Source organism: Leuconostoc gelidum subsp. gelidum KCTC 3527, from assembly GCF_000166715.1.
In the GTDB taxonomy this organism is placed as follows: domain Bacteria; phylum Bacillota; class Bacilli; order Lactobacillales; family Lactobacillaceae; genus Leuconostoc; species Leuconostoc gelidum.
In genome coordinates, this window is record NZ_AEMI01000001.1 from 28,318 (window position 1) to 52,764 (window position 24,447).

The following is a 24,447-nucleotide window of genomic DNA, read 5'->3' on the forward strand; positions in this document are numbered from 1 at the left end:
TTTGCTTATTATTCAGACTAATTAGTTGACGCGCCACGATGAAGAGTAATCGGAAATGTATATTGTCGCTCCTGTAATATATCTGGCTGCTCAATTTTTTTAATTAACGTATCAACAAGTGTCTTAGCCAAATCTGAAATTGGTTGCACAATTGTAGATAATTCTGGAAAACTTTGTAATACAAAATCACTGCCATCATAACCAATTACTTGTACATCATGAGGAACCTGCAAGTGCATTATGCGTAATTCTTCCAATACAAGTAGTGCTGTTGTATCATCCGTCGCCATGATACCATCTGGCTTTTGTTTTAATATTTCTTGACGAATCAACATTTTTCTAAAATTGACGGTCGCATCACTAGGCATTACTTGAACAATCGGTATCATATTGTGCTTTTTGCTAATATCAATAAAACCATTTGTTCGATCCATTGTTGGATTTGTATCATTAATTTCGCCAGAAAAAACTAACAATCGACGTGCACCACCATCTATTAAAATTTGCGCCGCCGTTTGACCACCCGAAAAATTATCAGAACTGATTGTTGGAATACGTGGTCCAAAATACCGATCTAAAGAAACGACCGGTAAAGTAAGTTCATGATAGTCGTCAATAATAGTATTATGCGATGCAGTAATTAGTCCGTCTACTTGATTAGATTGTAATAAGCTAATATATGCTCGCTCCTTTTGAGGATTATCCGAACTATTTGCAATAATAACCTTATATTCGCGATTGAATAACTCTAATTCAATTTTCTCCAACAACTCCGCATTAAAAGGGTTGTGTGTATTGGTTAAAATGACACCAATGAGTTTCGTTTTTTTGCCCGAAAGTGATCGAGCAACCGAATTTGGATGATAATTCATTTGCTGCATTGTTGCATAAATACGAGACTTAGTTTTTTCAGAAAAATAACCACGTTTATTAATCACACGTGACACGGTTGTTAATGAAACACCAGCTCGCTCAGCAACATCTTTTAATGTATAGCTCAATTTATCCATCCTCGGTTCAAATTACTCTTATCTATATAGTTTATCAAAAAAATCAAGTGTTGCGTTAAATAATAACTCTCTTGTTGGCACATCACCCCAGCTATGATCCGCACCAGTAACAACGGTTAAGTCAGCTGATTGTTCATATGTGTCAACATATTTTTGTGCATAAGCCACCGGCGCAATTGTATCGGCTTGACCATGAATAATTTTAACCGGTCCCCCATACTTTATGGCAGTTGGATAAATAGCAACTTTTTGTAAATCATCAAAGAATTTTGGTCCTAATTTCATTGAATTAAAGTCAAAGTAACCTTTTTCAGCTACCTCCGATATTGGTTTTCCCTGTAGTGTATGTTGTTCCAAAATTTCATCTTGAAACACCGCTGCCGGAGACCACATGCATAGCCCAACGATCTGATCACCAACTAAACCAGCTACCATACTAGCAGCCACACTTCCCAAACTCATCCCCAGCAAAGACACGCGCGTTTCATCGACGAAATCTAGTGTTTTGACAAATGATACAAGTTGCGTGCCTTCAAACACTTCATTGCTGAAAGTATAGTTCATAAAGTCGCCATCACTCTCTCCATGTCCAGAGAAATCAAAAGCAATTGCCGCGATATTTTTTTTTGCTAATAATCTACTAATTTGCACAAATGAACAAAAATATTCATCTCTTACAGCACCAAAACCGTGAAAAAGTAATACCGCTGGTACTTTTCCTGAAATATTATCTGGGATATGTGCTGTGCCACGCAATGTTAAACCATTAATTGTTGTGTTAATATAACTAATCATTAATTACTTACTCCTTCGTTAAATTCATCTTGACGTTTTATCTTCAGATCACTATGCATTCTGGAACTCATCTTATCTAGGCCGTAGAACAAGATACTGATGACACAGATTGCATCAATCAATGCTGGCCCATAAATAAAACAAACATTAATACCCATAAGACCCGAAGCTGTTTGCGTCGCATTGGGCACGAAGTGGAATCGTGATAATATTTCACTATTAATAACCCCAGCTAAACCAGCCCCAATACTTGCCCCAATAGCTGAAACAGACGTCAATAAACCTTGAGCGCGAACACCAAAACGCCATTCACCATAATCCACCGTTTCAGCCGTCATAACAAACATCAAACTTTGTGCGGCACCAAGTCCAAAGGCCGAAATAGCAACACCTAAAATTGCAGCGCCAATTGAGGCATTTTGTGCCGATAACCACAAAACACCTTGTCCTATAATAGCAATACCTAAATTAACAATCACAACCGACCGCATTGGGTATTTTTTAATTAAAAATGGAATAGTAATTGCACCAGCAATCATCGCCAATGAACTCACCGAGTTTGCGATAGCTGACATACCTTCATTACGCAACACATACTTAAAGAAGTAAACTGTTGATGAATTTTTAACAACAACACCAATAAAAATGATGATATTTGTGATAATAATTGTCCACCATGGCCCATTTGGTATCAAGGCTCTAATGCTTTGATGCAACGGTACTGGCTTTTCTTGTTCAGGTGAAATATTTTCTCGCACATTAATAAATGTAAATATTTCTGACAAAACCAAAATAATAGCAAAGAGACTCATTGAAATTGCGAATCCCTTTGATTTGTTCAAACCACCAAATACTGATACTAATGGTAGAATGGCCAACCCTGAAATTAAACCACCTGTTTGTCCTAAGACATTACGAAACATGTTAGCTGACGCACGTTCATTGGAATCGGCTGACAAACTTGGCAAAATTGCATTAATTGCTGTTCCCAATCCAGCAAAACAGACTGTGAAAATAGCGTATGTTCCATATGCTAGTGATAATCGTGCACTGGCTGGAAAGAACGCAATAGAGAAGAGCAAAACTGCTGAAATTGCATAAGGAATTGACATCCACAAAAACCAAGGACGTACTTTTCCAAAACGCGTTTGCGTTTTATCCACCAAAATACCAAACATCGGTCCAGCAAACGCATCAAAAATGCGTACGACCAAGAACAAAATACCTGTTGCAGCCAGACTCAGACCAGCAACATCTGTATAGTAAAACATGAGGTAATTTGTTGCAGCAACAAACACCAAATTATTACCAAAGTCACTGAATCCATACGCAACTTTATTAGCGATGGTTAACTTATTTTCCATTTGAGTATCCTCCTCAATAAAAACAACGAAAGCGCTTACATTTTTTAACCAAATTTATTATAATCCGTTAGTTTTATTGTGTCAAGCGAACGTCACAAATAAAAATATTAATTTTTAATATGCTGATTAATAAACTGAAATGTCATAAATTATATGGTTTCCGCTTGACATATTGTGCAAATGTGTTTACTATGAAGGCGTATTACAAATGATGCCAGAACTATAATTTGGAGGAAATTTAAATTGCATATTCAAGACAAATATTTAGACCCATTTTCGGTTAATGATTTCCCTGAGGATCAGACTGTCGTCCCTCATGGTATCATTTTACAAGGTGATGACACACCTAAAATTCCGATGTATTTCACAAATATTGCATACGATAAACATCATTCAGAGTTGCTAATGGACATTCTTGTCCCACCTGTGTATATACCAGAAACAGGTATTAATGATCAAAGACAATTCCCTTTGATTCTATGGATACAAGGCTCTGCTTTCATGACACAAGAAATCGGCCTGCATATGCCACATTTAACAGACATTGCTCAAAAAGGATACGTTATTGCTTCTGTGGCATATCAAGGCAGCGATAAAGGCGGAAACTTTCCTTCAACCATTCGTGATGTAAATGCTGCACTCGATTTTCTGACTGCACATGCTAAAACTTACCACATCAATCCTGAAGAAATTATTCTTTGGGGTGAGTCATCGGGTGCCTACACCGCCATTATGACAGCCGCTACGCAGCACGAAGATTTCTTTTTTAACGAATCCGCAAAAAAACGCCAATTTAATGGTGTCATTGACTTTTATGGCCCGACGATGTTACAAGACTTAGATATTTCACCTTCTATTCAAGAACATCGATCTGCTGAAAGTTGGCTTGGTGCTTATTTCAATCATCAAGCAATCAATGCAGACTCTACCATCATGCACCAAGCCGATCCTAAAACACATCTTCACCCTAACATGCCACCTTTTCTAATTTTTCATGGCACGATGGACATGATTGTGCCGTTTCAACAAAGCGTAGCATTTAAAAACGCCCTTGATGCCGTTGGTATCTCTAATCAGTTTGTCACAATAAAGGGTAGTAATCACGGAACCGATGCTTTCTGGTCACCTGAATCAAAAAAAATTGTGCTTAATTTTTTGGAAAATCACACTAAAAAAGCAGCCCCAATATCACTGCCTATCTAGAACTATTTTTACACAACCTATCAACTGGAGGACCATCATGGCTTTTATCAACTTACATTACTTTTCAAACATTTTAAATAAAATGACCGAAGTTAACGTTATTATTCCTGAAAAACGAGGAAACGACGGAACTGTCAATTACCAAGAATTACATGCCAATCCCTTAAAAACAGTTTGGCTATTACATGGTTTATCTGGAGATGCGACTGATTGGTATCGTATGACTGGGCTCGAACGATATGCCACCGAAAGTGGTTATGCGATAATCATGCCAGATGTCGATCGCAGTTTTTATAATAACATGACCTATGGTCGACCCTACTGGGACTTTATCACACAAGAACTACCACAACGTATGCGCTATCTATTCCCTCTGAGTGCAGACCGTAATGATAATATCGTTATTGGCAATTCAATGGGTGGCTACGGAGCGCTAAAATGGGGGTTAAATCAGCCACAATACTTTAGTCGCATCGTTGCGTTGTCTGGTGTCGTTGATTTATCCGATTTTTATCAAAAACGTGATATTTTCTCAATGCCTGATTTTGATCTCGTATTTGACGGTCAAGATATTAATACACAACCACTGGCATTATCTGATGTCCTTACAAACTATGACAACACGAAATGGCCATTATCTATTTACACATCTTGTGGTGAACAAGATCCGCTTTATGAACAAAATATGGTATTTAGCCAACAATTATCTGATAAACTAGGATCCGCCTATTTCTGGACCTCAAAGCCTGGCATACATGACTGGAATTTTTGGGATCAACAATTGCAAGATGCGTTCGTTTGGTTAACACAAACTGAAAGTAGTGAACATGATGACAAAAGATGAATTAGTGCATCAAGCCCTCATGCTTCGCAAACACAGCCAATCCTACGATGTACAAATACCTAAATCACAGTATTCTGGTTTAAAGCAATCTGAGCAACATATCGATGTTGATGGTCAAGAATCAGTTAAAATATTCATCTATGAACCTGCATACTTGCCCAGTCAAGGCGTTATTCTTAATTTACGTGGTTCGGGATTTATGTATCCATGGACGCCTAGTGATTTTGCATTCGCTAAGTCACTTGTTTTTGCCACAAACTACACCGTTGTCGATGTCGATTATCCCGTAGCGCCAGAGCATCCATTTCCTGCAGCAGTTAACGCCGCTTTTAGCGTATATGTCTATTTACAAAAACACTTTGCAACATTTGTAGCGCTTGGTATCCGTAGCCCATTTATTGTCATGGGGCACAGTGCTGGCGGTAATCTAGCTGTTACCACACAACTACAGGCTAAACAACAAGGAATTAAATTGGCTGACAAAATTTTATTGGACTTTCCTGTACTTGATTTAGATACTGACCCCAGCGAAAAACATTATCCTAATGATCAAGGTATCGCAATTGATGAATCTCGTCTCATGAATGCATTTTATCTACATGATGACACGCAAAAAACACAAAATAATCCCTTAATTTCACCGATTTTGGCATCAAAAAACGATTTAATTGGCTTCCCACCAACAATTATTCACACAGCAGAATTCGACAGTTTACGGGACGAGGCCGAATTATTTGCACAACATCTTGTATCAGCCTATGTCCGTGTCACAATTGAACGTTATCCCAATTCTCATCATGGATTTACAGTTGTTAACACAGACATGGGACAAAAATCGTTTGAAGATTTCGTACATGACATTTTATCCTAATACCGATAAAAAGCCATATAATACGTCAATTCATCTTTATTAGTCGTTTTTATCTACTAAAATTTTTTTAAACAAGCGCCTTATTGGCTTGCTAAAGACAGCAGAATTCAAAACATATTGATGCCGGACGGTTGTCGTCCTTAAACCACCGGCTTTTAGCAACTCCGCTACTTCAACTGGTTTAATTGGCTCATCAGGTTGATAGCGCCAATGATTGGTTTTTAAGTCAACATGAATCACATAATAATTTTTACTATCTTTTTTAGTTGGCGCGTGAGCAATCAGCGTTTGACCAGCATACTGACCAATGTCTAATTGTCGTAAAATTTGTTGTTGTTTTGGGGTAAAATCGTTAATTAACATTTTTTCCTTGCTAAGCGATTGATATGATTGTGAAAACGCATACTTTCTAACCAATTTGCGTTATAATAATAGTTGAATTCAATTCTAATATTAAGGGGAACATTATGGTTTCAGAAATCAAGACATTGGTAACATTTTTTGGCGGTACTGGTGATTTGGCAAAGCGCAAACTTTACCCATCAGTTTTCAACCTTTATAAGAAAGGCTACCTACAAGAACACTTTGCCATTGTTGGCACGGCACGTCAAGGCCTAACAGACGAAGAATTTAAGCAGTTAGTTCGCGAATCTATTGCGGACTTTACAGAAGATCAAGATCAAGCCGAGGCATTTATTGCCCATTTCTCATACCGTGCACATGATGTCACAGATGCTGCTTCATATGCTATCTTAAAAGAAGCCATTGAAGAAGCTGCTATTAAATTTGATATTGATGGCAACCGTATTTTTTACATGTCAGTTGCCCCTCGCTTCTTTGGCACAATTGCCAAATACTTGAAGTCTGAAGCATTGCTGGCATCAACAGGTTTCAATCGTTTGATGATTGAAAAGCCCTTTGGTACATCATATACCACAGCCGAAGAATTGCAAAATGATTTGGAAAATGCTTTTTCCGACGACCAGTTATTCCGTATTGATCACTATCTCGGTAAGGAAATGGTACAAAACATTGCTGCGTTACGTTTTGGTAACCCAATCTTTGATGCTGCTTGGAACAAAGACTATATTAAAAATGTGCAAGTGACACTAGCCGAAGTTTTGGGTGTTGAAGAACGCGCTGGTTACTACGATACTACTGGTGCATTGCTAGACATGATTCAAAACCACACCATGCAAATTGTTGGTTGGTTAGCTATGGAGAAGCCTGATTCATTTAATGACAAGGACATTCGTGCTGCTAAAAATGCTGCTTTCAATGCCTTGAAAATTTATAATGAAGAAGAAGTTAACAAATACTTCGTTCGCGCACAATACGGTGCCGGTGATTCATCTGATTTCAAACCATACCTTGAAGAACTTGATGTCCCTGCTGATTCAAAGAACAACACGTTTATTGCCGGCGAATTACAATTTGACCTACCTCGTTGGGAAGGTGTCCCTTTCTATGTTCGTTCAGGTAAGCGTTTGGCTGCTAAACAAACACGTGTTGATATTGTCTTCAAGGCTGGAACATTTGACTTTGGTACAGCACAAGAAGCGCAAGAGTCTGTTTTGTCAATTCTAATTGATCCTAAGGGTGGCATAGAATTTAAGATTAATTCAAAGTCTGTTGAAGATTCATTCAACACACGTACAATTGATCTTGGTTGGACAATCTCAGATAAAGATAAGCAAAATACACCTGAACCATATGAACGTATGATTCATGACACAATGAATGGTGATGGATCAAACTTTGCCGACTGGAATGGCGTAGCTATTGCCTGGAAATTCGTTGATGCTATTTCAGCGGTTTATACTGCTGACAAAGCACCTCTTGAAACATATAAGTCAGGTTCAATGGGACCAGAAGCATCTGATAAGTTGCTAGCCGATAACGGTGATACTTGGGTATTTAAGGGTTAATTTCATCATTAATAAAATAAGAAAAACGCTTAAAGAGTTGAACAACTCTTTAAGCGTTTTTTGTGCAATGGCCGTCTCATACAAGTTTCTTTATCTGGGAGGATAGTTATTATTGTATCAATACGCCAATTGCACGATGAGCATATTATTTACTTACGTGGATTACCTGATGTAACAGGTTTACTTTGTGATACACCCAACTGCGCGTATAAGTCATTTTGTTGCGCTGCAAAGTTAGTTGTCCATCCAGTAACGCGTCCATTCACTAATTGTACCTTAATATTAGTAGTTGTTGGAATCGTATAAGCCTGTTCGTCAACAACTAACTTCTGGAATTGCTTGATATTCTTAACAAGACTTGCCTCTGATGTGGCTGTTTGTGTATCAGATAAATTCTGAGTTAACTCCTTTGAAACAACATGACCGAAGTTATAAGGTGCAGACTTGCTCCATAACTGATCAAATGTTGGCACAGTTCCCTCTGACCAACCACCATCAGTAATATCCCAATTGTTATTATTGCCATCTACTACAATTGATTGCCAAGTAGAGGGATCTACCAATTTATCTTGGTACAATTTAACTTCAATACCTGCTTTTTTCCATGCTTCGATGTAAGCTTTAGTTGAGGCTTCAGATGTTGTGTTTCCTGAACGTGCTAAGTAAACTAGACTTAGGCGCTTACCATCTTTAGCATAATACCCAGCTGAATCTTTTTTATAACCTGATTTTTCAAGTAAGCTACCAGCTTTCTTGATATCACCAGATGATTTTTGCTGATATCCTTGAACATTGTTATTATAGAACATCTTTTTAGATTCATTCTTTGAAACAAGAGTATCAGCGGTTACACTCAAACCATTCCCATATTTTTTAACCACATCTCCAACATTCTCTGCATAACCAACGGCTTTACGAACATTAACATCTTGCAAAGGTGTTTGGCGATCCTGTACGTTTTCACTAGTTTTTGAGTTGAGATGTCCCAAATTAAAGTAAAGTTCCCAATAACCGCTATCATAATATCCTGTTGACGCGTAACCTTTATCATTATTGTATTTCGATAATACAGGATTATTAGTCCCATCTTTCCAAAGGGAAGCCGGCGCTTTTGTCACAATATCGAATTTCTGCTTTGATAAGTCGTTCTCAAGCTTTGTTTGATCTTGGTTAACATAATACGTTATCGTATTTAGTTTAGGTTTCTTACCCCAATAGTCAGAATTTTTAACATATTTAACTGTTGAATCTGACGAGACTGATGCCACTTTGAATGGTCCAAAGGATAGTGGATTCTTTGTCACTTTTTCAGAAGTAGCCAAGTCCTTAGACTTGACATCTTTCAAATCATGATATGGTAAGGCATAAGCAGGTACCCCATCACCCCAATCGACTGCGGCTGGTAGCGTTGTATATGAGACAGTTAATTGCTTACCCGCTTTACCATCGTCCAACTTCACACCAGAAATGTCTTTTGCCTTACCATTTTGATAATCACTTAAACCTTTAATAGCTGTATAAGCTTGTGTAAAATTACCAGAAGCGACTTTATTTGTTGCCAGTGTCTGCAATGAAAACAATACGTCTTGTGCTGTAACGTCTTTACCATCTGACCATTTTAAATCATCACGAAGTTTAATTGTCACCGTTTTTGCATCTTTATCAACTGTAACTTTAGCTGGACCATCGTTTGTCAGCTTACCATCTTTATCAACATAGAAAAGCGTGTTTTTCCCTGCAGGATCAAGTTGCTCTTGTGCAGCTGACCACTGTGCCAATTCCGAATAACCAGCAAAAGACACGGGATCAGATGCATTACCAGGATAACTAACCGTTAAACTACCATTTTTGATAGCTGATTTTGAGTTTTTATAGTCTCCTTTAAACGATCCAACATCAACTGCTTTAGCTGTTGATGTGTGATTTGATGTTGTCGCAACTAATGCCCAAGTAGCTCCAGCGACTATGACTAGGCCACCAACACCAAAGCCTATTTTCTTTCCCGTACTAACCATGTAAAAACGCCTCCTCATATATCATGAAATTAAACATACAATCAATCTAGTTCTCAAAAATAAACTATTATAAATATATCATTATAAAATTATTTGTCAACATTAAATTTTAATCTTAATCTAATGTTTTAAATTCAAGACACAGATTGTCTCTGATCTATTGCGCGACGAGCAACTTGTCCAAGAACTACAATACCAAAAGTCAAAATAATTAATACTAATGTTACCGGAATCCATAACCACCATTGTGTATAAACTGATGATGCCGAACTACCACTCAAAACTGTTAACATTGTACCCAATGAACTTGTACCATGCTTCAATCCAAATCCTAAATACGTCAAACTAGTCTCAATACCAATTGAACCTGCCAAGGTTAACGCAAAATCAGAAATAACTGTTGATGAGATATTTGGGAAAATACCAGTAAATAGAATTTTATACCAAGGTGTACCAGAAATTTTAGCTGCCTGAACATAATCTCTATTGACCTCAGATAACGTTAACGTACGAATTAATCGTACATTTGGTGGCCAACTCAGTACCGCTAGAATTAAAATCAAACTCCAAATTGACAAGCCCTTTGCCGTAGAAAAAATAATAGCCAAAATCATCAGTAGCGGCATGACCAACCAAAAATCAATCAGCCGCATAGCAATCCAATCAATCCAGCCACCAAAATATCCGATAATCATTCCAAAAGTAACTGAAATAATTGTAATCAGGATTGCTACGCCAAAGCCGATAATGAGTGAATTGCTAGCTGAAGCAATTAACGTCAAAACAAAGTCAGCGCCCGAATTCGTAGTCCCAAGAATATGACCATTAGTTAATGGTGGTAAGTTAGCACTTAAAATATTACTCATCGTGCCAATATCAGTTGGTACAAAAATTTGACCAATAATAATAAACAGAAAAAGCACAATCAATAGTATTGTGGCTAATAAGGCTAAATTATCTTTCTCTAGTTCACGCCAAAAATTTTTAATAAATTTCGATCCAAATCGCTGTTTCTTAATTTCCATGTCCATGTCCCCCTACTTCACTCGAACGCGAGGATCAACCCACGCTGAGATAATATCCGACAATAGGCCACCTAATAATGCTAATACACCTTGAAGTAGCATTAACGCTGTAATGACAGTATAATCACGACCACTCAACGCTTGAACAAACAATGCACCTAATCCAGGATAACCAAAAACAGTTTCAGCAAAAATTGCGCCACCTAAAATACCAGTTATTGAGTATCCAATGCCTGAAGCAATTGGCAAAAAAGCGTTTCGTAAGATGTGTTTTCTAAAGACGTCTTTTATTTGGACACCCTTAGCACGCGCTGTTCGCACATAATCTTGCGCTTGTTGATCCAATAAATTTGAACGTAAATATTGGAAAATGCTATTAGTACTAAACACAGCAATCGTTAAAGCTGGCAAAAAGGCATATCTTAAATTACTAAAAAAATTCGTGGTAAAACTTTGTGTATCGTCAATACCTGTCCCAGAACTTGGAAATATTGGAATAATGTAAACAAACAAAACCATCATCACAAAATAAAAAACAAACGATGGGACAGCCGATGTCATCGTGTTCCATACAATTAGAATACGATCAATGATTTTATTTTCGTTACGTGCAGCTAATAACGCTTGCGAAATTGACAAAACATAAGTTAATACGGCTGCAATGATTCCCATTGACAGAGTTGGCCATATGCGTTGACCAATAATACGTGTCACCGTCCAACCTTTATTAACAACATATGAGGTGCCTAAATCCCCATGTATTACATTACCAACCCATTTAACATATTGCTGATACCATGGCAAATCCAGACCAGCAGCGTGACGCATTCTTGCAATTGTTGCGGGATCAGAATTAGGATTTAAGCTCCCATAAAATGGATCCCCAGGCATTAATTGCGCTAACATAAAAATTAAAATAGAAACCAAAATTAACTGTGGAATCATAATTAACACACGCCTTAAAATTGTTCGCCACATAATTATGCTCCCTCTTTCTTAAGTGCCACGTAGTGAGTTTTTGTAATCGGTTCTAAATCATATGCACGATCTCTCAGACCATCTTGTTGGTAATAAGCATCCTTATTTTGTGTAAATTCAGATTCAATCCGTTTACGATAAGCTCTCTTTTCGTCACGTTTACTGACATCTAAACTTGGTATCGCAGATAATAATCGTTTGGTATAAATATGCTGCGCATCATTAAAAATGTCATTTGTCGTGCCCATTTCGACAAAACGACCATTATGCATAATTGCAATGTTATCAGTCATGTACTTCACCACACCTAAATCATGAGAAATAAATAAGAAACTAATGCCATATTCTCGTTGGATTTTTTTCATAAAATTCAATACTTGTGCTTGAACTGATAAATCTAATGCTGATACAGGTTCATCAGCAACAATTAACCGAGGATTTGTTGCCAATGCACGAGCAACGCCTATACGTTGTCGCTGCCCTCCCGAAAACTGAAATGGGTATTGTGCTACTGTCTGAGCAGGTAACCCAACAATTTTTAATAGCGCCAAAACACGTTCATTAATTTTTGTTTGATCAAATGACCTTTCCCCATCATAGCCTGCGCCAATAACATTGGGCACGCCAAAATTTTTAAGTGGTTCAGCAATGATCTCACCAATTGTTTTCCTTGGGTTCAAGCTTGACTGGCTATCTTGGAAAACCATCTGTACGTCTTTGTTATAATTTATAGCTTTTTTCTGTTTATTCGTTGTCACTTCATGACCTTCGAATAAAATTTTTCCACTAGTAGGGTCTTCAAGTCCAACTAGCGATTTCCCAATAGTTGTTTTACCAGAACCAGATTCACCAACAAGACCATAGGTTTGGCCTGATTCAATTGTGAATGAAATATTGTCTACTGCTTTGATATTGTCTGTTACACGGTTAAAAAAACCTGTTCTTATTGGATAATATACTTTTAAATTTTCTATTCGGACTAACTCACTCATTACCGCACCCTCTTCTTAAAGATCTTCCAAAAATTCAAAATTTTGCCACGCATTGCCACGTACATAATGTCCATCACTAACTTTTTGTAATTTTTCATCCACAGTTGCCTCGACTTCAGCTTTGTCTAACCAAGGTACACGCTTCAAAAACAAGTCTTTACTATGATCCATATCTTTTAAAGCTGGAACGGTACCAGGAATAGCATATAATTCGTCCCCAGAATTCACTTCTGATGGATCTGCACGCAATAATGACCGCGTGTACGGATGTTTTGGATGATTGAAAAGATCTGACACGCGAGCCTGCTCGACAATTTGTCCCGCATACATGACGGTAACCGTATCAGCCATTTCAGCAACAACCCCTAAATCATGTGTAATTAATAAGATTCCTGCGTTCTTTTTTTGTTGAATTTCTTTGATTAGATCTAATATTTGCGCTTGAATTGTTGCATCCAAAGCGGTTGTTGGTTCATCAGCAATAATCAAATCTGGTTCATTAGCTAACGCAATTGCAATCATAACACGTTGCCGCATACCACCTGAAAGCTCATGTGGATATTGTTGGGAAACACGCTGGACATCAACAATGCCAACATCTGAAATTAATTTTTGTACACGTTGTTTCACTTTTTTTGACTGTTTATCATGAACAGTGATGGCTTCAGCTATTTGATCTCCAATTTTCATCAAAGGATTTAAACTGGACAACGGATCTTGAAAAATCATGCCCACAGACACACCACGATATGCATCAAACTGTCTTTCACTCAAACCAATCAACTCATTATCATTTAACTTAATAGATCCGGTTACTCGGGTTTGATCTGAATTATGTAATCCCATCACGCTCATTGCAAACGTTGATTTACCAGAACCAGACTCTCCAACTAGAGCTACCACTTCACCATGTTTAATTGATATGTTTAATTTATGAATCGCTGTCTGATATTGTCCATCTATTCTAAAATCGACAGATACATTCTTAGCTTCTAATAATTTACCATCCATTTTATAACCTTCTTTTCTTATATTATAAAATTATATCATTTGTTTTTAATATTTCCAATTATATTGTAAAAAAAATAATATGCACGATGTAAAAAAGGAGTTGATTCCTTTGAAATATGGAATCAACCCCTTTGACAACTATATTATAATGTAAATTCTAAAGAAGTCGCAGCTTCAGAAACTAAAATCGTCTATTCATGCCCAACTTATCTATAAGGCTTCATCCTAAACCTGCAACATAATAAAGTAACTTATCAGAATATGTGATATGGTTAGCATCTGTCATTGCTCGCCCCACAGCCGGCATATTGTCAGTTATAACACCGTCTGCACCAAAATACATCATACGTAAAATTGATTTTTTATCATTTGGTGTCCAAACAAATACTTTTTTTCTTTCATTGTGTGCTGTTTGAATAAAATGCTTGTTCACGGTACTAAATTCGACCGTATAAAAATCGGAATGTGAAATTGGCGGACCGATGAGATTGAACGGTAAAATATACCCTGCCTTAACAGTTGGTGCAATCTTTTTAACATCTTCTATTAACTCAAAATTTAATGATTGAATCATATAATCATTTTCTTGAATATCTTTTTGATATTTTCGCATGAATCTTGCAACTAGTTGCGTATTATCTTTATTTGGCGTTTTCAACTCAATTAAGAGCTTTTGATGGATTGCTTTTGCAGCTTTTAAGTAATCATCGAATGATTCAATGGGTTGTACCTGATTATTTTCATGCACCTTAAGTTTGGTTAACGCGCTTAAGTTCATATTCTTTGGTGTATTATTCACACCAGTTAATTGTTTTAAATTAAAATCATGGAAAACGACAAATTGATTGTCCTTGGTTAATTGAACATCCATCTCCACGTAATCAGGATGATATTGTGCCGTCCTATTCATTGCAGAAATGCTGTTTTGAACACCATTTTTCTCAGAAACACCTCGATGTGACACACTTATTGGCTTAGAAATATCAACTGATTTCAAATAATTAAAGTTATAGCCACCAACAATCACTGCACTCATAATACCCAAAACAATATAAAGTGGTGCACTTAAACGGTTTGCAAAATTTTTGTGATACACGCTACTAAACAAACTATCAGGTTTTTTGATAGCGGACAAAGCATTGTTCTTTGACATGAAATCAATAATAACAAGAAACATCCCTACGGTTGTTACTGCTATGTTGATCAAGATTATGATTTGTAATAGCGTCATAATAACTGCAGCACTAACTACTGTATATGAATGACTATATTGTTCCACTAGTTTTTGAATACCAATTAAACTAGCAATACTTACTGAAGAAAATAGGAGCATCCCAAACCCAATAACCGCCAATCTCAGAAGTATCGTCACAAATTTTCTACGTGTGATCGTCAAACTACTTTTAATTGCCTCGCCTATCGACAAATCATTTAATATAAGGTTTGGTAATACGAATATTAGTCGTACACCAATATAGGTTAGTAAAATATATACTAAAATAAACGCGCCAACAACAATGAAGCGATGATCAAAAATGTAATCCATCAGAAATGCCGGGATTTTTACTTTTGATAGCAGATTCGAACTATAACTCACCCCACCTAACGGTAATATGAGTACAAGATAAAACAAGAAAAACAAGCCAGTACTGATGCCAACTTTTCGAAGTTGTCTCAAGGTAATCACTAATAGTTGACGCACACTAACAGGTTGTTTAGTTTGAATAAAATAAACACTGATCAACAAAAAAGCAAATTCAAAAAACGATAATAAAATGGATAAAATAAAAATACCAATCAAAGCCAGAAATACGAGGGGTTGTTGCCGCATCATTGTGCCCAAATTATTTAACGATAAATAGTTAATCTGACTTATCTTTAAAATAAATTGACTCGATTCCCCCAATATTGGTAACAATATAAAAATAAACAAGGCGTGTACAGCAAACACACTCTTTAGATAACTTTTACTATGCCATAGAAATTCAACAGAATCTTTAATCTTTAAGCGAATATATTGCATTAAAATTCTCCTAAATTTGATTATATATGACAATTAAAAGACAGTCCACCTAATTTTTTGTTGCACATAAACAATTTAGAACATGCTTTTTTAATAAATCACAACAACACACCATAGGATGTGTTGTGTCTAGCCTATGTTAATCATTTTAACCGGCAAATCAGTCAGTTGTTCTATATTATGTGACGTCATAATGACCATTTTTTCACGCTCTTGAACCAAAGATGCAATCATTTTTAGAATCACTTTTGAATTCGTAACATCAACCCCACTGGTTGGTTCATCAAAAATATACAGTTCTTTTTCCAACAGACATTGTCCGTAAGTCAGCACCATCTGCCTTTCACCACCAGATAATTGTCCCATTTTAACGGACCATATCTTGTCTAAAGCTTGTCGTTTAATCGTTTGGAAAGTTGATCCACTCTTCTCTAGGGTACAATTACCAATTTGGCGGTACATATTTATCGTTTGGCCGACGCTCAGCGTCGTAAAAAAGTGAATATGCTGTAACTGATAGGCAATGTTTTGCTGCTTGGGCACATTTATTTTCTGTCCTTTGGCCTGTTTAGGACCCACACCTGCAATGAAATCTAATAAGGTCGTTTTACCCGCACCATTGGCACCCGTGAGCACATTAACCACATGATTAAAAAATTCTGCTTCAAAATCTTGCGCTAAAATACGATCACCATAACATAAAGAATATTTTTTTATTTGCATCCTCTAACCCCTCAACTAAACACGATCAGCAATTGAATGGACAGTTAATTTTGAGATAGCAAACCAACCAATTACTAAGTAAATTATGGTCACAATTCCTAATCTGACTGTCGCTGCACCTTGAATTACATGATTGAAAAAGAACAATAATAACTGATATGATGTGTCAACAATATAAGTTATTGGATTCAGCAAGCTCAATAAATCCCCCATCGTATGACTTTTAGGTAAATTAATTGTTAGGAATAAAACAAATAATAAGATCGTCACTAAAACGTTAATCGATTCAATTTTAACCTTCAAAAGAAATAGTAAACTACTAATAAAAGTAACCGGTACCGCAACCGACAAGGTTGCAATCATTCCTGCAATTAACAAACTGATATGAAAATTATGGGTAACGCCAATGACCACCAAATTAAAAATTAACAGTTCAACATTTAAAATGACTAATTGTACCAAAAAATTAGCTGTTAATATTTTCCACTTTGAACCCACTATAAAAAATAGTTGTTTATAAAAACCATTTTCCCGTTGTGAAATAATTGCAACAATCACGTTATTTAATAATGTGACCATAATAATGTAAGCCCAAAAATAACTAACTACCATCATGGTTTGATGAGAAAACGCTACCTTTGGCTGAGACAAATATCTGATGTTTTTATATAAAAAGTAGATAGTTGGTAATACTAAATTAAATAAAAAAACAAATTTATTACTCAACGTGTTGACTAGATAGACTTTGCATAATGCCTTTATCTCGTTCATATCATTCTCCCCAATATATTCAATTTGTAAATCAACGATTATAAAAACATCATTTTTATAATCATAACACAATAATCATATGATTACAGCCTGCCTATTAAAGATTTAAAAATGAATTACTACCTTCGTACCAATCCCTATTTCGGATGTTATTGAAATATCAAATGATAATTTATTTAAAACTAACTTCGTTAAATACAACCCTAATCCACTTGATTTTTTATCCAAACGACCATTGTACCCGGTAAATCCGTGTGAAAATAGTCGCGGTAAATCTGATGCCAAAATTCCTATGCCACTGTCAACAATCATTAATTGCTGATCTGTTACTTGAATCGTCACGCCACCTGTTTCTGTATATTTCACAGCGTTATTAATAATTTGTTCAATAGCTACAGCTAACCATTTGGGATCTGTTTTAATAGTCGCTTCACCAACAATTGTTACCTGCAATTCTTTATGAATAAATTGGGGCGCATATTTCTTAATAACCGTATTAACTAATTCGCGCACATTCACAACATCAAAACGAAAGTCGGTAGCAGTATTTTGAACACGGAGATACTCGAGTAAAATGGTCAAATAATTTTCGAGCGCAAATGTTTGTTTTTGAAGTTCTGGTAATTGTGTCTGAGCAACCAAGTCCATACTAGCCAATGGCACTTTCATTTGATGCGTCCAAACGCGCATGATATCCATAAAATCTTTATCACGCTGTAATTGCGCTGATAATTTTGCTGTTAACTGCACATTATCTATCTTTAAATTGGTTAATTGTTGCTGATATTTATAAAATTTTTGATAGTCAATTATCGTGTAAACACTAAATATTAATAAAAATAATAAACTCGCATTAAGCAATGGGATCATCGGTAACTGCCACAGAGAAAAAGTCAATAAAAATAAAGTGAAGCCGATAGCAATCGTCAAAAACAAACCAGCTCGCCGCTTTAAATACTTACCCCAAAACATACCCAACACCTCGCACTGTATGAATTTTATCAAAATTAATTATGCCTACTTTTTTTCTCAATCGCGTCATATTAACATGTAAAGTATTCGCGTCAATAAAATCGTTATTTTCCCACAATTTAGTCAATAAAATATCTTTTGGCACAACAGTTGTGCCATATTCAAATAGTATTTGTAATATTTTAGTTTCTGTACTGGTTAGCTCAACTTTTCCTGCGTTACCTATTAATTGATTATCTACCAACTGGTATTCGTCAAACGTCAATTCAGATGCACTGAAATTATAGCTACGTCGTAACAATGCTTGCACTTTTGCTCTCAAGACCACCAAATTAAATGGTTTAGCAACAAAATCGTCAGCTCCCATACTCAGTGCCATGACTTGGTTCATTTCATCATTAGCGCTTGAAATAAAAATAATTGGCACTTTGCTAATTTTACGTAACTCTGTTGTCCAATAAAAACCATTGAAGTAAGGTAAGGTAATGTCCATCAGTACAAGATCTGCGTGCGTTTCAGTAATTTCTTGAACGACAGCACGAAAATTCAGCGTTGAAACAACGCTGAATTCTGATGATAATACTTTTTTTAAGCTGTCTACGATACTTGTATCATCTTCGACAATAAATATTTTTTGCATAACTTTATTATACGTGACGTTGCACGATGTTAACATAACTACGCGAAGTAATTTTATAAATAATATAGTACAATACTGCAATCAATAGAATAACGCCACCACTAACAGATAGCATCAATGTTTTATTCGTAATACCAAAGGCATTAATAATTTTAGAAACCATCATATAAGCACCTGCAAAGTGAACGATAGCCACCACAATTGGCATGAAAAATAACAAACGTATTTGACTATTAATTGTTTGCGATACTTCTTTTTTAGATAAACCGACTTCCTGTAGTATACGGAACGCTTCCTTATCCTGTTCACCTTCAGCAATTTGTTTATAGTAAATGATTAACGCTGCACCGATTATAAATGTGAGTCCCAGTGTGAAACCAATAAATAAGAAGCCACCTGTATAAACTTGTGCCTCTTGCAGTAGCGCAAATCGATCAACGGCGGATGTTGATATTGGTGATACACTACTTTTACCTTCTGCTTTAAATGCCTTAACAACCTTCTTGCTGCCTCTCTTGCTTAAATTAGTTATTAAGGTACGTCGTGGAATCGTGTAACTATTCGCATCAAACTTAATACGCTGATATAACTGCTCTGCTTGTGCATCATTTTGGGCCACAATCATCATGCTGTTCCCGATACTACTTTGCGTTGGGTAGTTTTTGACGTTTGTTGTTTGCCCTTTAACGTACAATAATTGACCAAACCAATTGATTGTCTCTGCATTAAAATGACCAGAATAATTATGAATTAATACATCATTTGGTGCCAATTTTGGTAGTTTGTTGCCTAACTTAATCAATGTATCACGAGAAACAACCTGTACAGTGGTTACCCCTGCCTTATTATAACTATCTGTTAAATGATTAATAGTCACATGTTTGCCACTAGATAATATCATTCTTGGCGTGCCATAATCAACATATTGAATGCCTTTTTTTAAATTAACTTGTGACTTTTTTTCAGTCTGGGACAAAATACTTTTAAATTGTTCCTCCGACACATTGCCAACATGAGTATCCCCTGTATTCATAGCGCTAAGCTCAGTCGTAAATGGCATATTTGATATCACGGTTTGCTTTAATCCAGTTTGTAACATGACCGTCGTCACTAATGTGACAATGGCCATTGTAACTAAGATCGTAATGTTTCCCAATCCGATTGCATTTTGTTTCATGCGATACAGTAAGGCATTTGTTGTTATAAATTTTTCTGGTTGATAATAGCGCCGACCACGCTTTTGGCGTTTTAAATACCAAATGGTAAACGCCACATAAAACAGATAAGTCCCAACAATAACTAACAAAACCGCGCCAGCAAATGTGGTAACAAGCGACGGTCCTATCTTAACTGTTATTGCCATATAATAACCAACAACTAATAATAAAACGCCTAAGAACGCTAAGAATCCTCGCGATTTTGGTTCACGTTCACCCTGATTTTCCGAATGCAATAATGCCAAACTAGAGTGATGATGAATCGTCCAGGTACTAATAACCGCTAACAAGACAAAAGCAGTTAAAGCAACTATAGTTGGCATAGCAAAACCCAACATCGAAAACGTTAAATTGAAATAGTTGCCACCAATTAAAGCGATAAAAACTAAAAATAAGAACTTTGATAAAATAACGCCGGCAATTGTACCAAGTAACACTGTTGCCAGCAACAAGAATAACAGTTCAAATAATGCAACAACTATAATTTGAGCTTTCCCAAGCCCCAAAATATCATACAAACCAAACTCTCGTGATCGTTTCTTTAACAAAAAACGGTAAGCATAAATTTCAATACCAATTGAAAAAGGAATGAGTATGACTTGACCAATAATTAGAACGACAGATACTGACTTGATCCCTAACTTATCTAACTGTGGTGAAAAAGCAATCGATGCTAAAATGAAATTTAAAACAAACATCATGATTGTTGCCAGTAAAAATGGTGCAAAATTTTTGAATGATTTTCGAATATTACGTTGCGCTAATTTCAGATAAAACATATCAATTACCTCCTAAAACACTACCCATGGCTAAGTTAATTTCTTTGTTAAAATCTGATGTACTACGCTCAGCACGATATAATTGGTGATAAATCATACCATCTTTAATAAACAACACACGTTTAGCGTGACTGGCAACAACACTTGAATGTGTCACCATTAAAATAGTTTGTCCTTCATCGTTGATCTGTTCAAATAAATTTAACAAGCGATCTGAATTTTTGGAGTCTAATGCCGCGGTTGGTTCATCCCCTAAAATCAAGTCAGGTTGCGTCATTAAAGCTCTCGCAATAGCCACACGTTGTTTTTGTCCACCAGATAATTCAAAAGGTTGCTTATTTAATAATTCCGAAATATTAAGCAACGGTGCTAATGTACCAATACGCTCTTTCATCATTTGTACTGGCTTTCGGTTTAACACGAGTGGCAAATAAATGTTATCTCGCACATTTAATGTATCTAACAAATTAAAGTCCTGAAATACAAATCCCAGATGTTCACGACGAAATTTGGCTAAATCATTGGCTTTAATATTTGTAATGTTATTACCATTCAATGCTACCGTACCATTAGTTGGATGTTCTAATGTCGCTAAAATATTGAGGAGTGTTGTTTTACCACTGCCTGACTCACCCATAATAGCAATATACTCACCATTCTCAACACTAAAATCAATGTCGCGCAATGCCGCTGTTGTTTCCTTTGAAAACCGTGTTTTGAATATTTTTTCAAGATGATTAACTTCTAATAACATCATACTTCCTCCATTTCATATACTCATTATCTAATATTTTGATGCCGTGCTCACTTACACCTTGTGATATAACCTGACAAAACTGTCAGAATAATTTTTAACATTCAGTTTGACAACCGCTTCCTATTTTTGTTATAGTTTACTGGTTAATTAACCAGTAAACTATCGAGGCCAATCATGTCAGAATCCGACAACATAATTCAAGAACTCAACACTTTTGTTCACACGTACGCGGCAAATTCTGAGTTCATTCGCACAACCACAGTACAGCAAATTAATGCTACACAGGCACATTTACTGATGCTATTGCACTCACAAAGCGCAACCAATACCGTGCTTGCTGACACAATGAAGCTCACGAAACCAGCAATTACCAAAGCTATTAAGAATTTGATCACGCATGGCTACGTAATATCAACCAAAGATGCCACCGATAAACGTAGTGTCCATTATACTTTAACTCCTAAAGGTGTCAAACTTGCTTGGCAGCATGAGCAATCACACCAGAACTTGCATCATGATATTAGTGCAACCGTTTCAAATTTCACACCCGAACAACAAGCAACAATTATGACATTTCTTGAACAAATTAATCATTTAAAGGATAATCACTCATGAAAAAAATAATCGCCGTTATGGCAGTTATCATCATTGCCATCGTAGGTTTTGCTGCATTTAAAGGCAATTCACCAAAACAAAATACAACCAAAATTAATATTGTTGCATCAACTGATTTCTATGCTGAGCTTGCCAAAACAGTTGTTGGCAGCCATGGCACTGCCACAGCAATTATTAACAATCCTAATGTCTCACCTGAAGATTACGAACCAACCACAGCAGTAGCTAAAAAAGTCAGTGAGGCTGACATCGCACTTGCCAATGGTTTAGGATACGATTCTTGGCTTAACAAATTGGCCCGAACATCCAAACATACACAACTCATCCGCATTGGTGAAAATGTTTTAAAAGAAAAATCTGGTGTTAATCCCCATCTTTGGAATAATCCAGAAACAATGATAAAAACAGCACAATATTTAGCTGATAATTTATCAAAGCAAGATCCCTCACATAAAAAAGAATATCAAGCCAATGCTCAAAAATATATCACCGGTTTGAAACCCGTGACAGACCTTGTTAGCCAACTTAAAAAACATGCTAATAACCAATCTGTTGCCCAAACAGAACCTGTTTTTGAATATATGTTAACAGCTTTAGGATACAAAGTAATGGATAATGATTTTTCTGAAGCCATTGAAGAGGGTAACGATCCTTCACCGGCGACACTAACAAACCTGCGTGCAGCGATTACAAACCACAAAATTGCCTTTTTGGTAAATAATAAGCAAACGACAAGTTCAACTGTTTCAACCCTTGTTAATCTTGCAAAGGACAATAATGTGCCTGTTATTAATGTTACTGAAACCATTCCACGTAACGAACATTATGTCAGTTGGAAAGTAGCAGAGTTAAAACAAATTCAAAAAAAGACGCAATAATCTTACCACACCATCAATCATTTTAAATATGCTATACTACTCTTGAAAAGTATCAGGATTTTCTGATACTTTTCAAGATAATCAATTAGCAATTTATGATGGAGGTAATATTTATGTCTCTTACAGACACTTACACACTAGCAAACGATACTAAAATACCAGTTCTTGGTTTTGGTACCTGGCAATCTGCCGATGGTGATGTTGCTTATCAAGCAGTCAAATGGGCGCTCGATGCTGGTTATCGACACATTGATACAGCTGCAATTTATGGTAATGAAGCATCGGTTGGCCGGGCGATCAAAGATTCAGGTATACCACGGGAATCTTTGTTTGTGACATCTAAACTTTGGAATGATGCACGAACCTATGACACAGTAACTAAAGCACTTGACGTATCACTCGATAAATTAGGCCTTGATTACTTGGACTTATATTTAATTCATTGGCCTAATCCAGCAGGTGTGCAAGTTAAAGGTGAACACGCTTGGCAGTCTGCCAATGCTGAAACCTGGCATGCTTTCGAAGATGCCTATACATCGGGTAAAGTTAAAGCCATTGGCGTTTCTAATTTCCAAATTCATCACCTAGAGGAATTAACTAAGACGCAAAACATAGCTCCCATGGTGAATCAAAACTTTCTTAATCCCTCTGATCAACAAGTAGAACTTGTTACTTACAATAATGCACACAACATTCTAAATGAGGCTTACTCACCATTAGGTACTGGAAAACTAATCGACCTGCCACAGGTCAGTTCTTTAGCGGAAAAATACAACAAATCTATCCCTCAAATTTTAATTCGATGGTCATTAGATAAAGGATTTTTGCCTTTACCCAAATCAACCCACGAATCATATATTCAAGCTAATGCAGATGTGTTCGATTTCGTATTAACAGTTGAAGACATTGTATCTCTGGATCAGTTACAAGCAATTGGTGGCTTGCATACTAATGCTGATCAAGTATCATTCTAAACATAAAAAAAACGATTGTTTCTACGTGAAACAAATACGTTTTTTTATTTGTCAGTTAAACT

Annotated in this window: 23 protein-coding genes; 7 read left to right on the plus strand and 16 right to left on the minus strand. The window is 36.3% G+C overall.

What is annotated here, in order from left to right; translation table 11 throughout:
* Positions 1–17: 17 nt before the first annotated feature.
* Genes EUI_RS0100140 through EUI_RS0100150 form a run of 3 tightly spaced genes read right to left on the minus strand, consistent with a single transcriptional unit; the run spans position 18 to position 3,169 of the window.
* Positions 18–1,010 (minus strand): LacI family DNA-binding transcriptional regulator, encoded by a 993-nt coding sequence (locus EUI_RS0100140; protein ID WP_010015234.1) that lies wholly within the window; start codon positions 1,008–1,010, stop codon positions 18–20.
* 18 nt (positions 1,011–1,028) lie between these two features.
* Positions 1,029–1,805, minus strand: a complete 777-nt coding sequence (locus EUI_RS0100145) for an alpha/beta hydrolase (protein WP_010015235.1) — start codon at positions 1,803–1,805, stop codon at positions 1,029–1,031.
* On the minus strand, positions 1,805–3,169 hold the full coding sequence (locus EUI_RS0100150; protein WP_010015236.1) for a glycoside-pentoside-hexuronide (GPH):cation symporter: 1,365 nt from the start codon (positions 3,167–3,169) through the stop codon (positions 1,805–1,807). The genes EUI_RS0100145 and EUI_RS0100150 overlap by 1 nt, the downstream gene beginning before the upstream one ends.
* Before the next feature lie 243 nt (positions 3,170–3,412).
* Between EUI_RS0100150 and EUI_RS0100155 the strand changes: the two genes are divergently transcribed.
* The 3 genes from EUI_RS0100155 to EUI_RS0100165 are packed head-to-tail and all read left to right on the plus strand — an operon-like array spanning position 3,413 to position 6,087.
* Positions 3,413–4,372, plus strand: a complete 960-nt coding sequence (locus EUI_RS0100155; RefSeq protein WP_010015238.1) for an alpha/beta hydrolase — start codon at positions 3,413–3,415, stop codon at positions 4,370–4,372.
* A gap of 37 nt (positions 4,373–4,409) precedes the next feature.
* Positions 4,410–5,216: an alpha/beta hydrolase gene (locus EUI_RS0100160; protein ID WP_010015239.1), complete on the plus strand. Its 807-nt coding sequence runs from the start codon at positions 4,410–4,412 to the stop codon at positions 5,214–5,216.
* On the plus strand, positions 5,200–6,087 hold the full coding sequence (locus tag EUI_RS0100165; RefSeq protein WP_010015240.1) for an alpha/beta hydrolase: 888 nt from the start codon (positions 5,200–5,202) through the stop codon (positions 6,085–6,087). Before EUI_RS0100160 ends, EUI_RS0100165 begins: the two co-directional genes overlap by 17 nt.
* Before the next feature lie 39 nt (positions 6,088–6,126).
* On the opposite strand, the gene EUI_RS0100170 is transcribed toward EUI_RS0100165, so the two are convergent.
* Positions 6,127–6,450 (minus strand): hypothetical protein, encoded by a 324-nt coding sequence (locus EUI_RS0100170; RefSeq protein ID WP_010015241.1) that lies wholly within the window; start codon positions 6,448–6,450, stop codon positions 6,127–6,129.
* A gap of 104 nt (positions 6,451–6,554) precedes the next feature.
* On the opposite strand from EUI_RS0100170, the gene zwf reads away from it, so the two are divergent.
* On the plus strand, positions 6,555–8,015 hold the full coding sequence (gene zwf, locus EUI_RS0100175) for a glucose-6-phosphate dehydrogenase (RefSeq protein ID WP_010015242.1): 1,461 nt from the start codon (positions 6,555–6,557) through the stop codon (positions 8,013–8,015).
* A 149-nt stretch (positions 8,016–8,164) separates the two neighbouring features.
* On the opposite strand, the gene EUI_RS0100180 is transcribed toward zwf, so the two are convergent.
* The 12 genes from EUI_RS0100180 to EUI_RS0100235 all read right to left on the minus strand — a co-directional run bounded on the left by EUI_RS0100180 (position 8,165) and on the right by EUI_RS0100235 (position 21,915).
* A complete protein-coding gene (locus tag EUI_RS0100180) occupies positions 8,165–10,030 on the minus strand; it encodes an ABC transporter substrate-binding protein (RefSeq protein ID WP_010015243.1) in 1,866 nt (621 codons plus the stop codon).
* Positions 10,031–10,164: 134 nt separating this feature from the next.
* On the minus strand, positions 10,165–11,055 hold the full coding sequence (locus EUI_RS0100185; RefSeq protein ID WP_010015246.1) for an ABC transporter permease: 891 nt from the start codon (positions 11,053–11,055) through the stop codon (positions 10,165–10,167).
* Positions 11,056–11,067: 12 nt separating this feature from the next.
* Complete coding sequence (locus tag EUI_RS0100190) at positions 11,068–12,033, minus strand: ABC transporter permease (protein ID WP_010015247.1); 966 nt, start codon at positions 12,031–12,033, stop codon at positions 11,068–11,070.
* Positions 12,034–12,035: 2 nt separating this feature from the next.
* Positions 12,036–13,025 carry an ATP-binding cassette domain-containing protein gene (locus EUI_RS0100195; RefSeq protein WP_010015248.1) on the minus strand — a complete coding sequence of 330 codons (990 nt, stop codon included), beginning with the start codon at positions 13,023–13,025 and terminating at the stop codon, positions 12,036–12,038.
* 15 nt (positions 13,026–13,040) lie between these two features.
* On the minus strand, positions 13,041–14,036 hold the full coding sequence (locus EUI_RS0100200) for an ABC transporter ATP-binding protein (protein WP_010015249.1): 996 nt from the start codon (positions 14,034–14,036) through the stop codon (positions 13,041–13,043).
* 220 nt (positions 14,037–14,256) lie between these two features.
* Complete coding sequence (locus EUI_RS0100205) at positions 14,257–16,059, minus strand: glycerophosphoryl diester phosphodiesterase membrane domain-containing protein (RefSeq protein WP_010015250.1); 1,803 nt, start codon at positions 16,057–16,059, stop codon at positions 14,257–14,259.
* A gap of 129 nt (positions 16,060–16,188) precedes the next feature.
* Positions 16,189–16,782 carry an ATP-binding cassette domain-containing protein gene (locus EUI_RS0100210; RefSeq protein ID WP_010015251.1) on the minus strand — a complete coding sequence of 198 codons (594 nt, stop codon included), beginning with the start codon at positions 16,780–16,782 and terminating at the stop codon, positions 16,189–16,191.
* 15 nt (positions 16,783–16,797) lie between these two features.
* Positions 16,798–17,553 carry a hypothetical protein gene (locus EUI_RS0100215; protein ID WP_010015253.1) on the minus strand — a complete coding sequence of 252 codons (756 nt, stop codon included), beginning with the start codon at positions 17,551–17,553 and terminating at the stop codon, positions 16,798–16,800.
* A gap of 105 nt (positions 17,554–17,658) precedes the next feature.
* Positions 17,659–18,525 (minus strand): sensor histidine kinase, encoded by an 867-nt coding sequence (locus EUI_RS0100220; protein ID WP_010015254.1) that lies wholly within the window; start codon positions 18,523–18,525, stop codon positions 17,659–17,661.
* On the minus strand, positions 18,512–19,165 hold the full coding sequence (locus EUI_RS0100225) for a response regulator transcription factor (RefSeq protein ID WP_010015255.1): 654 nt from the start codon (positions 19,163–19,165) through the stop codon (positions 18,512–18,514). Before EUI_RS0100225 ends, EUI_RS0100220 begins: the two co-directional genes overlap by 14 nt.
* Before the next feature lie 7 nt (positions 19,166–19,172).
* Positions 19,173–21,161, minus strand: a complete 1,989-nt coding sequence (locus EUI_RS0100230) for an FtsX-like permease family protein (protein ID WP_010015256.1) — start codon at positions 21,159–21,161, stop codon at positions 19,173–19,175.
* A 1-nt stretch (position 21,162) separates the two neighbouring features.
* On the minus strand, positions 21,163–21,915 hold the full coding sequence (locus EUI_RS0100235) for an ABC transporter ATP-binding protein (RefSeq protein WP_010015257.1): 753 nt from the start codon (positions 21,913–21,915) through the stop codon (positions 21,163–21,165).
* Between the two features lie 177 nt (positions 21,916–22,092).
* Here EUI_RS0100235 and EUI_RS0100240 point away from each other — a divergent pair, with 177 nt between their 5' ends.
* The 3 genes from EUI_RS0100240 (at position 22,093) to EUI_RS0100250 (ending at position 24,385) form a co-directional block, all read left to right on the plus strand.
* A complete protein-coding gene (locus EUI_RS0100240) occupies positions 22,093–22,533 on the plus strand; it encodes a MarR family winged helix-turn-helix transcriptional regulator (RefSeq protein ID WP_010015258.1) in 441 nt (146 codons plus the stop codon).
* A complete protein-coding gene (locus tag EUI_RS0100245; protein ID WP_010015260.1) occupies positions 22,530–23,411 on the plus strand; it encodes a metal ABC transporter solute-binding protein, Zn/Mn family in 882 nt (293 codons plus the stop codon). The genes EUI_RS0100240 and EUI_RS0100245 overlap by 4 nt, the downstream gene beginning before the upstream one ends.
* A gap of 113 nt (positions 23,412–23,524) precedes the next feature.
* On the plus strand, positions 23,525–24,385 hold the full coding sequence (locus EUI_RS0100250; RefSeq protein WP_010015262.1) for an aldo/keto reductase: 861 nt from the start codon (positions 23,525–23,527) through the stop codon (positions 24,383–24,385).
* Positions 24,386–24,447 lie beyond the last annotated feature (62 nt).

Excerpts from the sequence above, each read along its gene's own strand:
- EUI_RS0100230 (WP_010015256.1), bottom strand. The coding sequence starts at position 21,161 with ATGTTTTATCTGAAATTAGCGCAACGTAATATTCGAAAATCATTCAAA.
- EUI_RS0100150 (WP_010015236.1), bottom strand. The coding sequence starts at position 3,169 with ATGGAAAATAAGTTAACCATCGCTAATAAAGTTGCGTATGGATTCAGT.
- EUI_RS0100225 (WP_010015255.1), bottom strand. The coding sequence starts at position 19,165 with ATGCAAAAAATATTTATTGTCGAAGATGATACAAGTATCGTAGACAGC.
- EUI_RS0100185 (WP_010015246.1), bottom strand. The coding sequence starts at position 11,055 with ATGGAAATTAAGAAACAGCGATTTGGATCGAAATTTATTAAAAATTTT.
- EUI_RS0100245 (WP_010015260.1), top strand. The coding sequence starts at position 22,530 with ATGAAAAAAATAATCGCCGTTATGGCAGTTATCATCATTGCCATCGTA.
- EUI_RS0100200 (WP_010015249.1), bottom strand. The coding sequence starts at position 14,036 with ATGGATGGTAAATTATTAGAAGCTAAGAATGTATCTGTCGATTTTAGA.
- EUI_RS0100205 (WP_010015250.1), bottom strand. The coding sequence starts at position 16,059 with ATGCAATATATTCGCTTAAAGATTAAAGATTCTGTTGAATTTCTATGG.
- EUI_RS0100235 (WP_010015257.1), bottom strand. The coding sequence starts at position 21,915 with ATGTTATTAGAAGTTAATCATCTTGAAAAAATATTCAAAACACGGTTT.
- EUI_RS0100165 (WP_010015240.1), top strand. The coding sequence starts at position 5,200 with ATGATGACAAAAGATGAATTAGTGCATCAAGCCCTCATGCTTCGCAAA.
- EUI_RS0100170 (WP_010015241.1), bottom strand. The coding sequence starts at position 6,450 with ATGTTAATTAACGATTTTACCCCAAAACAACAACAAATTTTACGACAA.
- zwf (WP_010015242.1), top strand. The coding sequence starts at position 6,555 with ATGGTTTCAGAAATCAAGACATTGGTAACATTTTTTGGCGGTACTGGT.
- EUI_RS0100145 (WP_010015235.1), bottom strand. The coding sequence starts at position 1,805 with ATGATTAGTTATATTAACACAACAATTAATGGTTTAACATTGCGTGGC.
- EUI_RS0100250 (WP_010015262.1), top strand. The coding sequence starts at position 23,525 with ATGTCTCTTACAGACACTTACACACTAGCAAACGATACTAAAATACCA.
- EUI_RS0100160 (WP_010015239.1), top strand. The coding sequence starts at position 4,410 with ATGGCTTTTATCAACTTACATTACTTTTCAAACATTTTAAATAAAATG.
- EUI_RS0100180 (WP_010015243.1), bottom strand. The coding sequence starts at position 10,030 with ATGGTTAGTACGGGAAAGAAAATAGGCTTTGGTGTTGGTGGCCTAGTC.
- EUI_RS0100215 (WP_010015253.1), bottom strand. The coding sequence starts at position 17,553 with ATGAACGAGATAAAGGCATTATGCAAAGTCTATCTAGTCAACACGTTG.
- EUI_RS0100220 (WP_010015254.1), bottom strand. The coding sequence starts at position 18,525 with ATGTTTTGGGGTAAGTATTTAAAGCGGCGAGCTGGTTTGTTTTTGACG.
- EUI_RS0100140 (WP_010015234.1), bottom strand. The coding sequence starts at position 1,010 with ATGGATAAATTGAGCTATACATTAAAAGATGTTGCTGAGCGAGCTGGT.
- EUI_RS0100195 (WP_010015248.1), bottom strand. The coding sequence starts at position 13,025 with ATGAGTGAGTTAGTCCGAATAGAAAATTTAAAAGTATATTATCCAATA.
- EUI_RS0100210 (WP_010015251.1), bottom strand. The coding sequence starts at position 16,782 with ATGCAAATAAAAAAATATTCTTTATGTTATGGTGATCGTATTTTAGCG.
- EUI_RS0100190 (WP_010015247.1), bottom strand. The coding sequence starts at position 12,033 with ATGTGGCGAACAATTTTAAGGCGTGTGTTAATTATGATTCCACAGTTA.
- EUI_RS0100240 (WP_010015258.1), top strand. The coding sequence starts at position 22,093 with ATGTCAGAATCCGACAACATAATTCAAGAACTCAACACTTTTGTTCAC.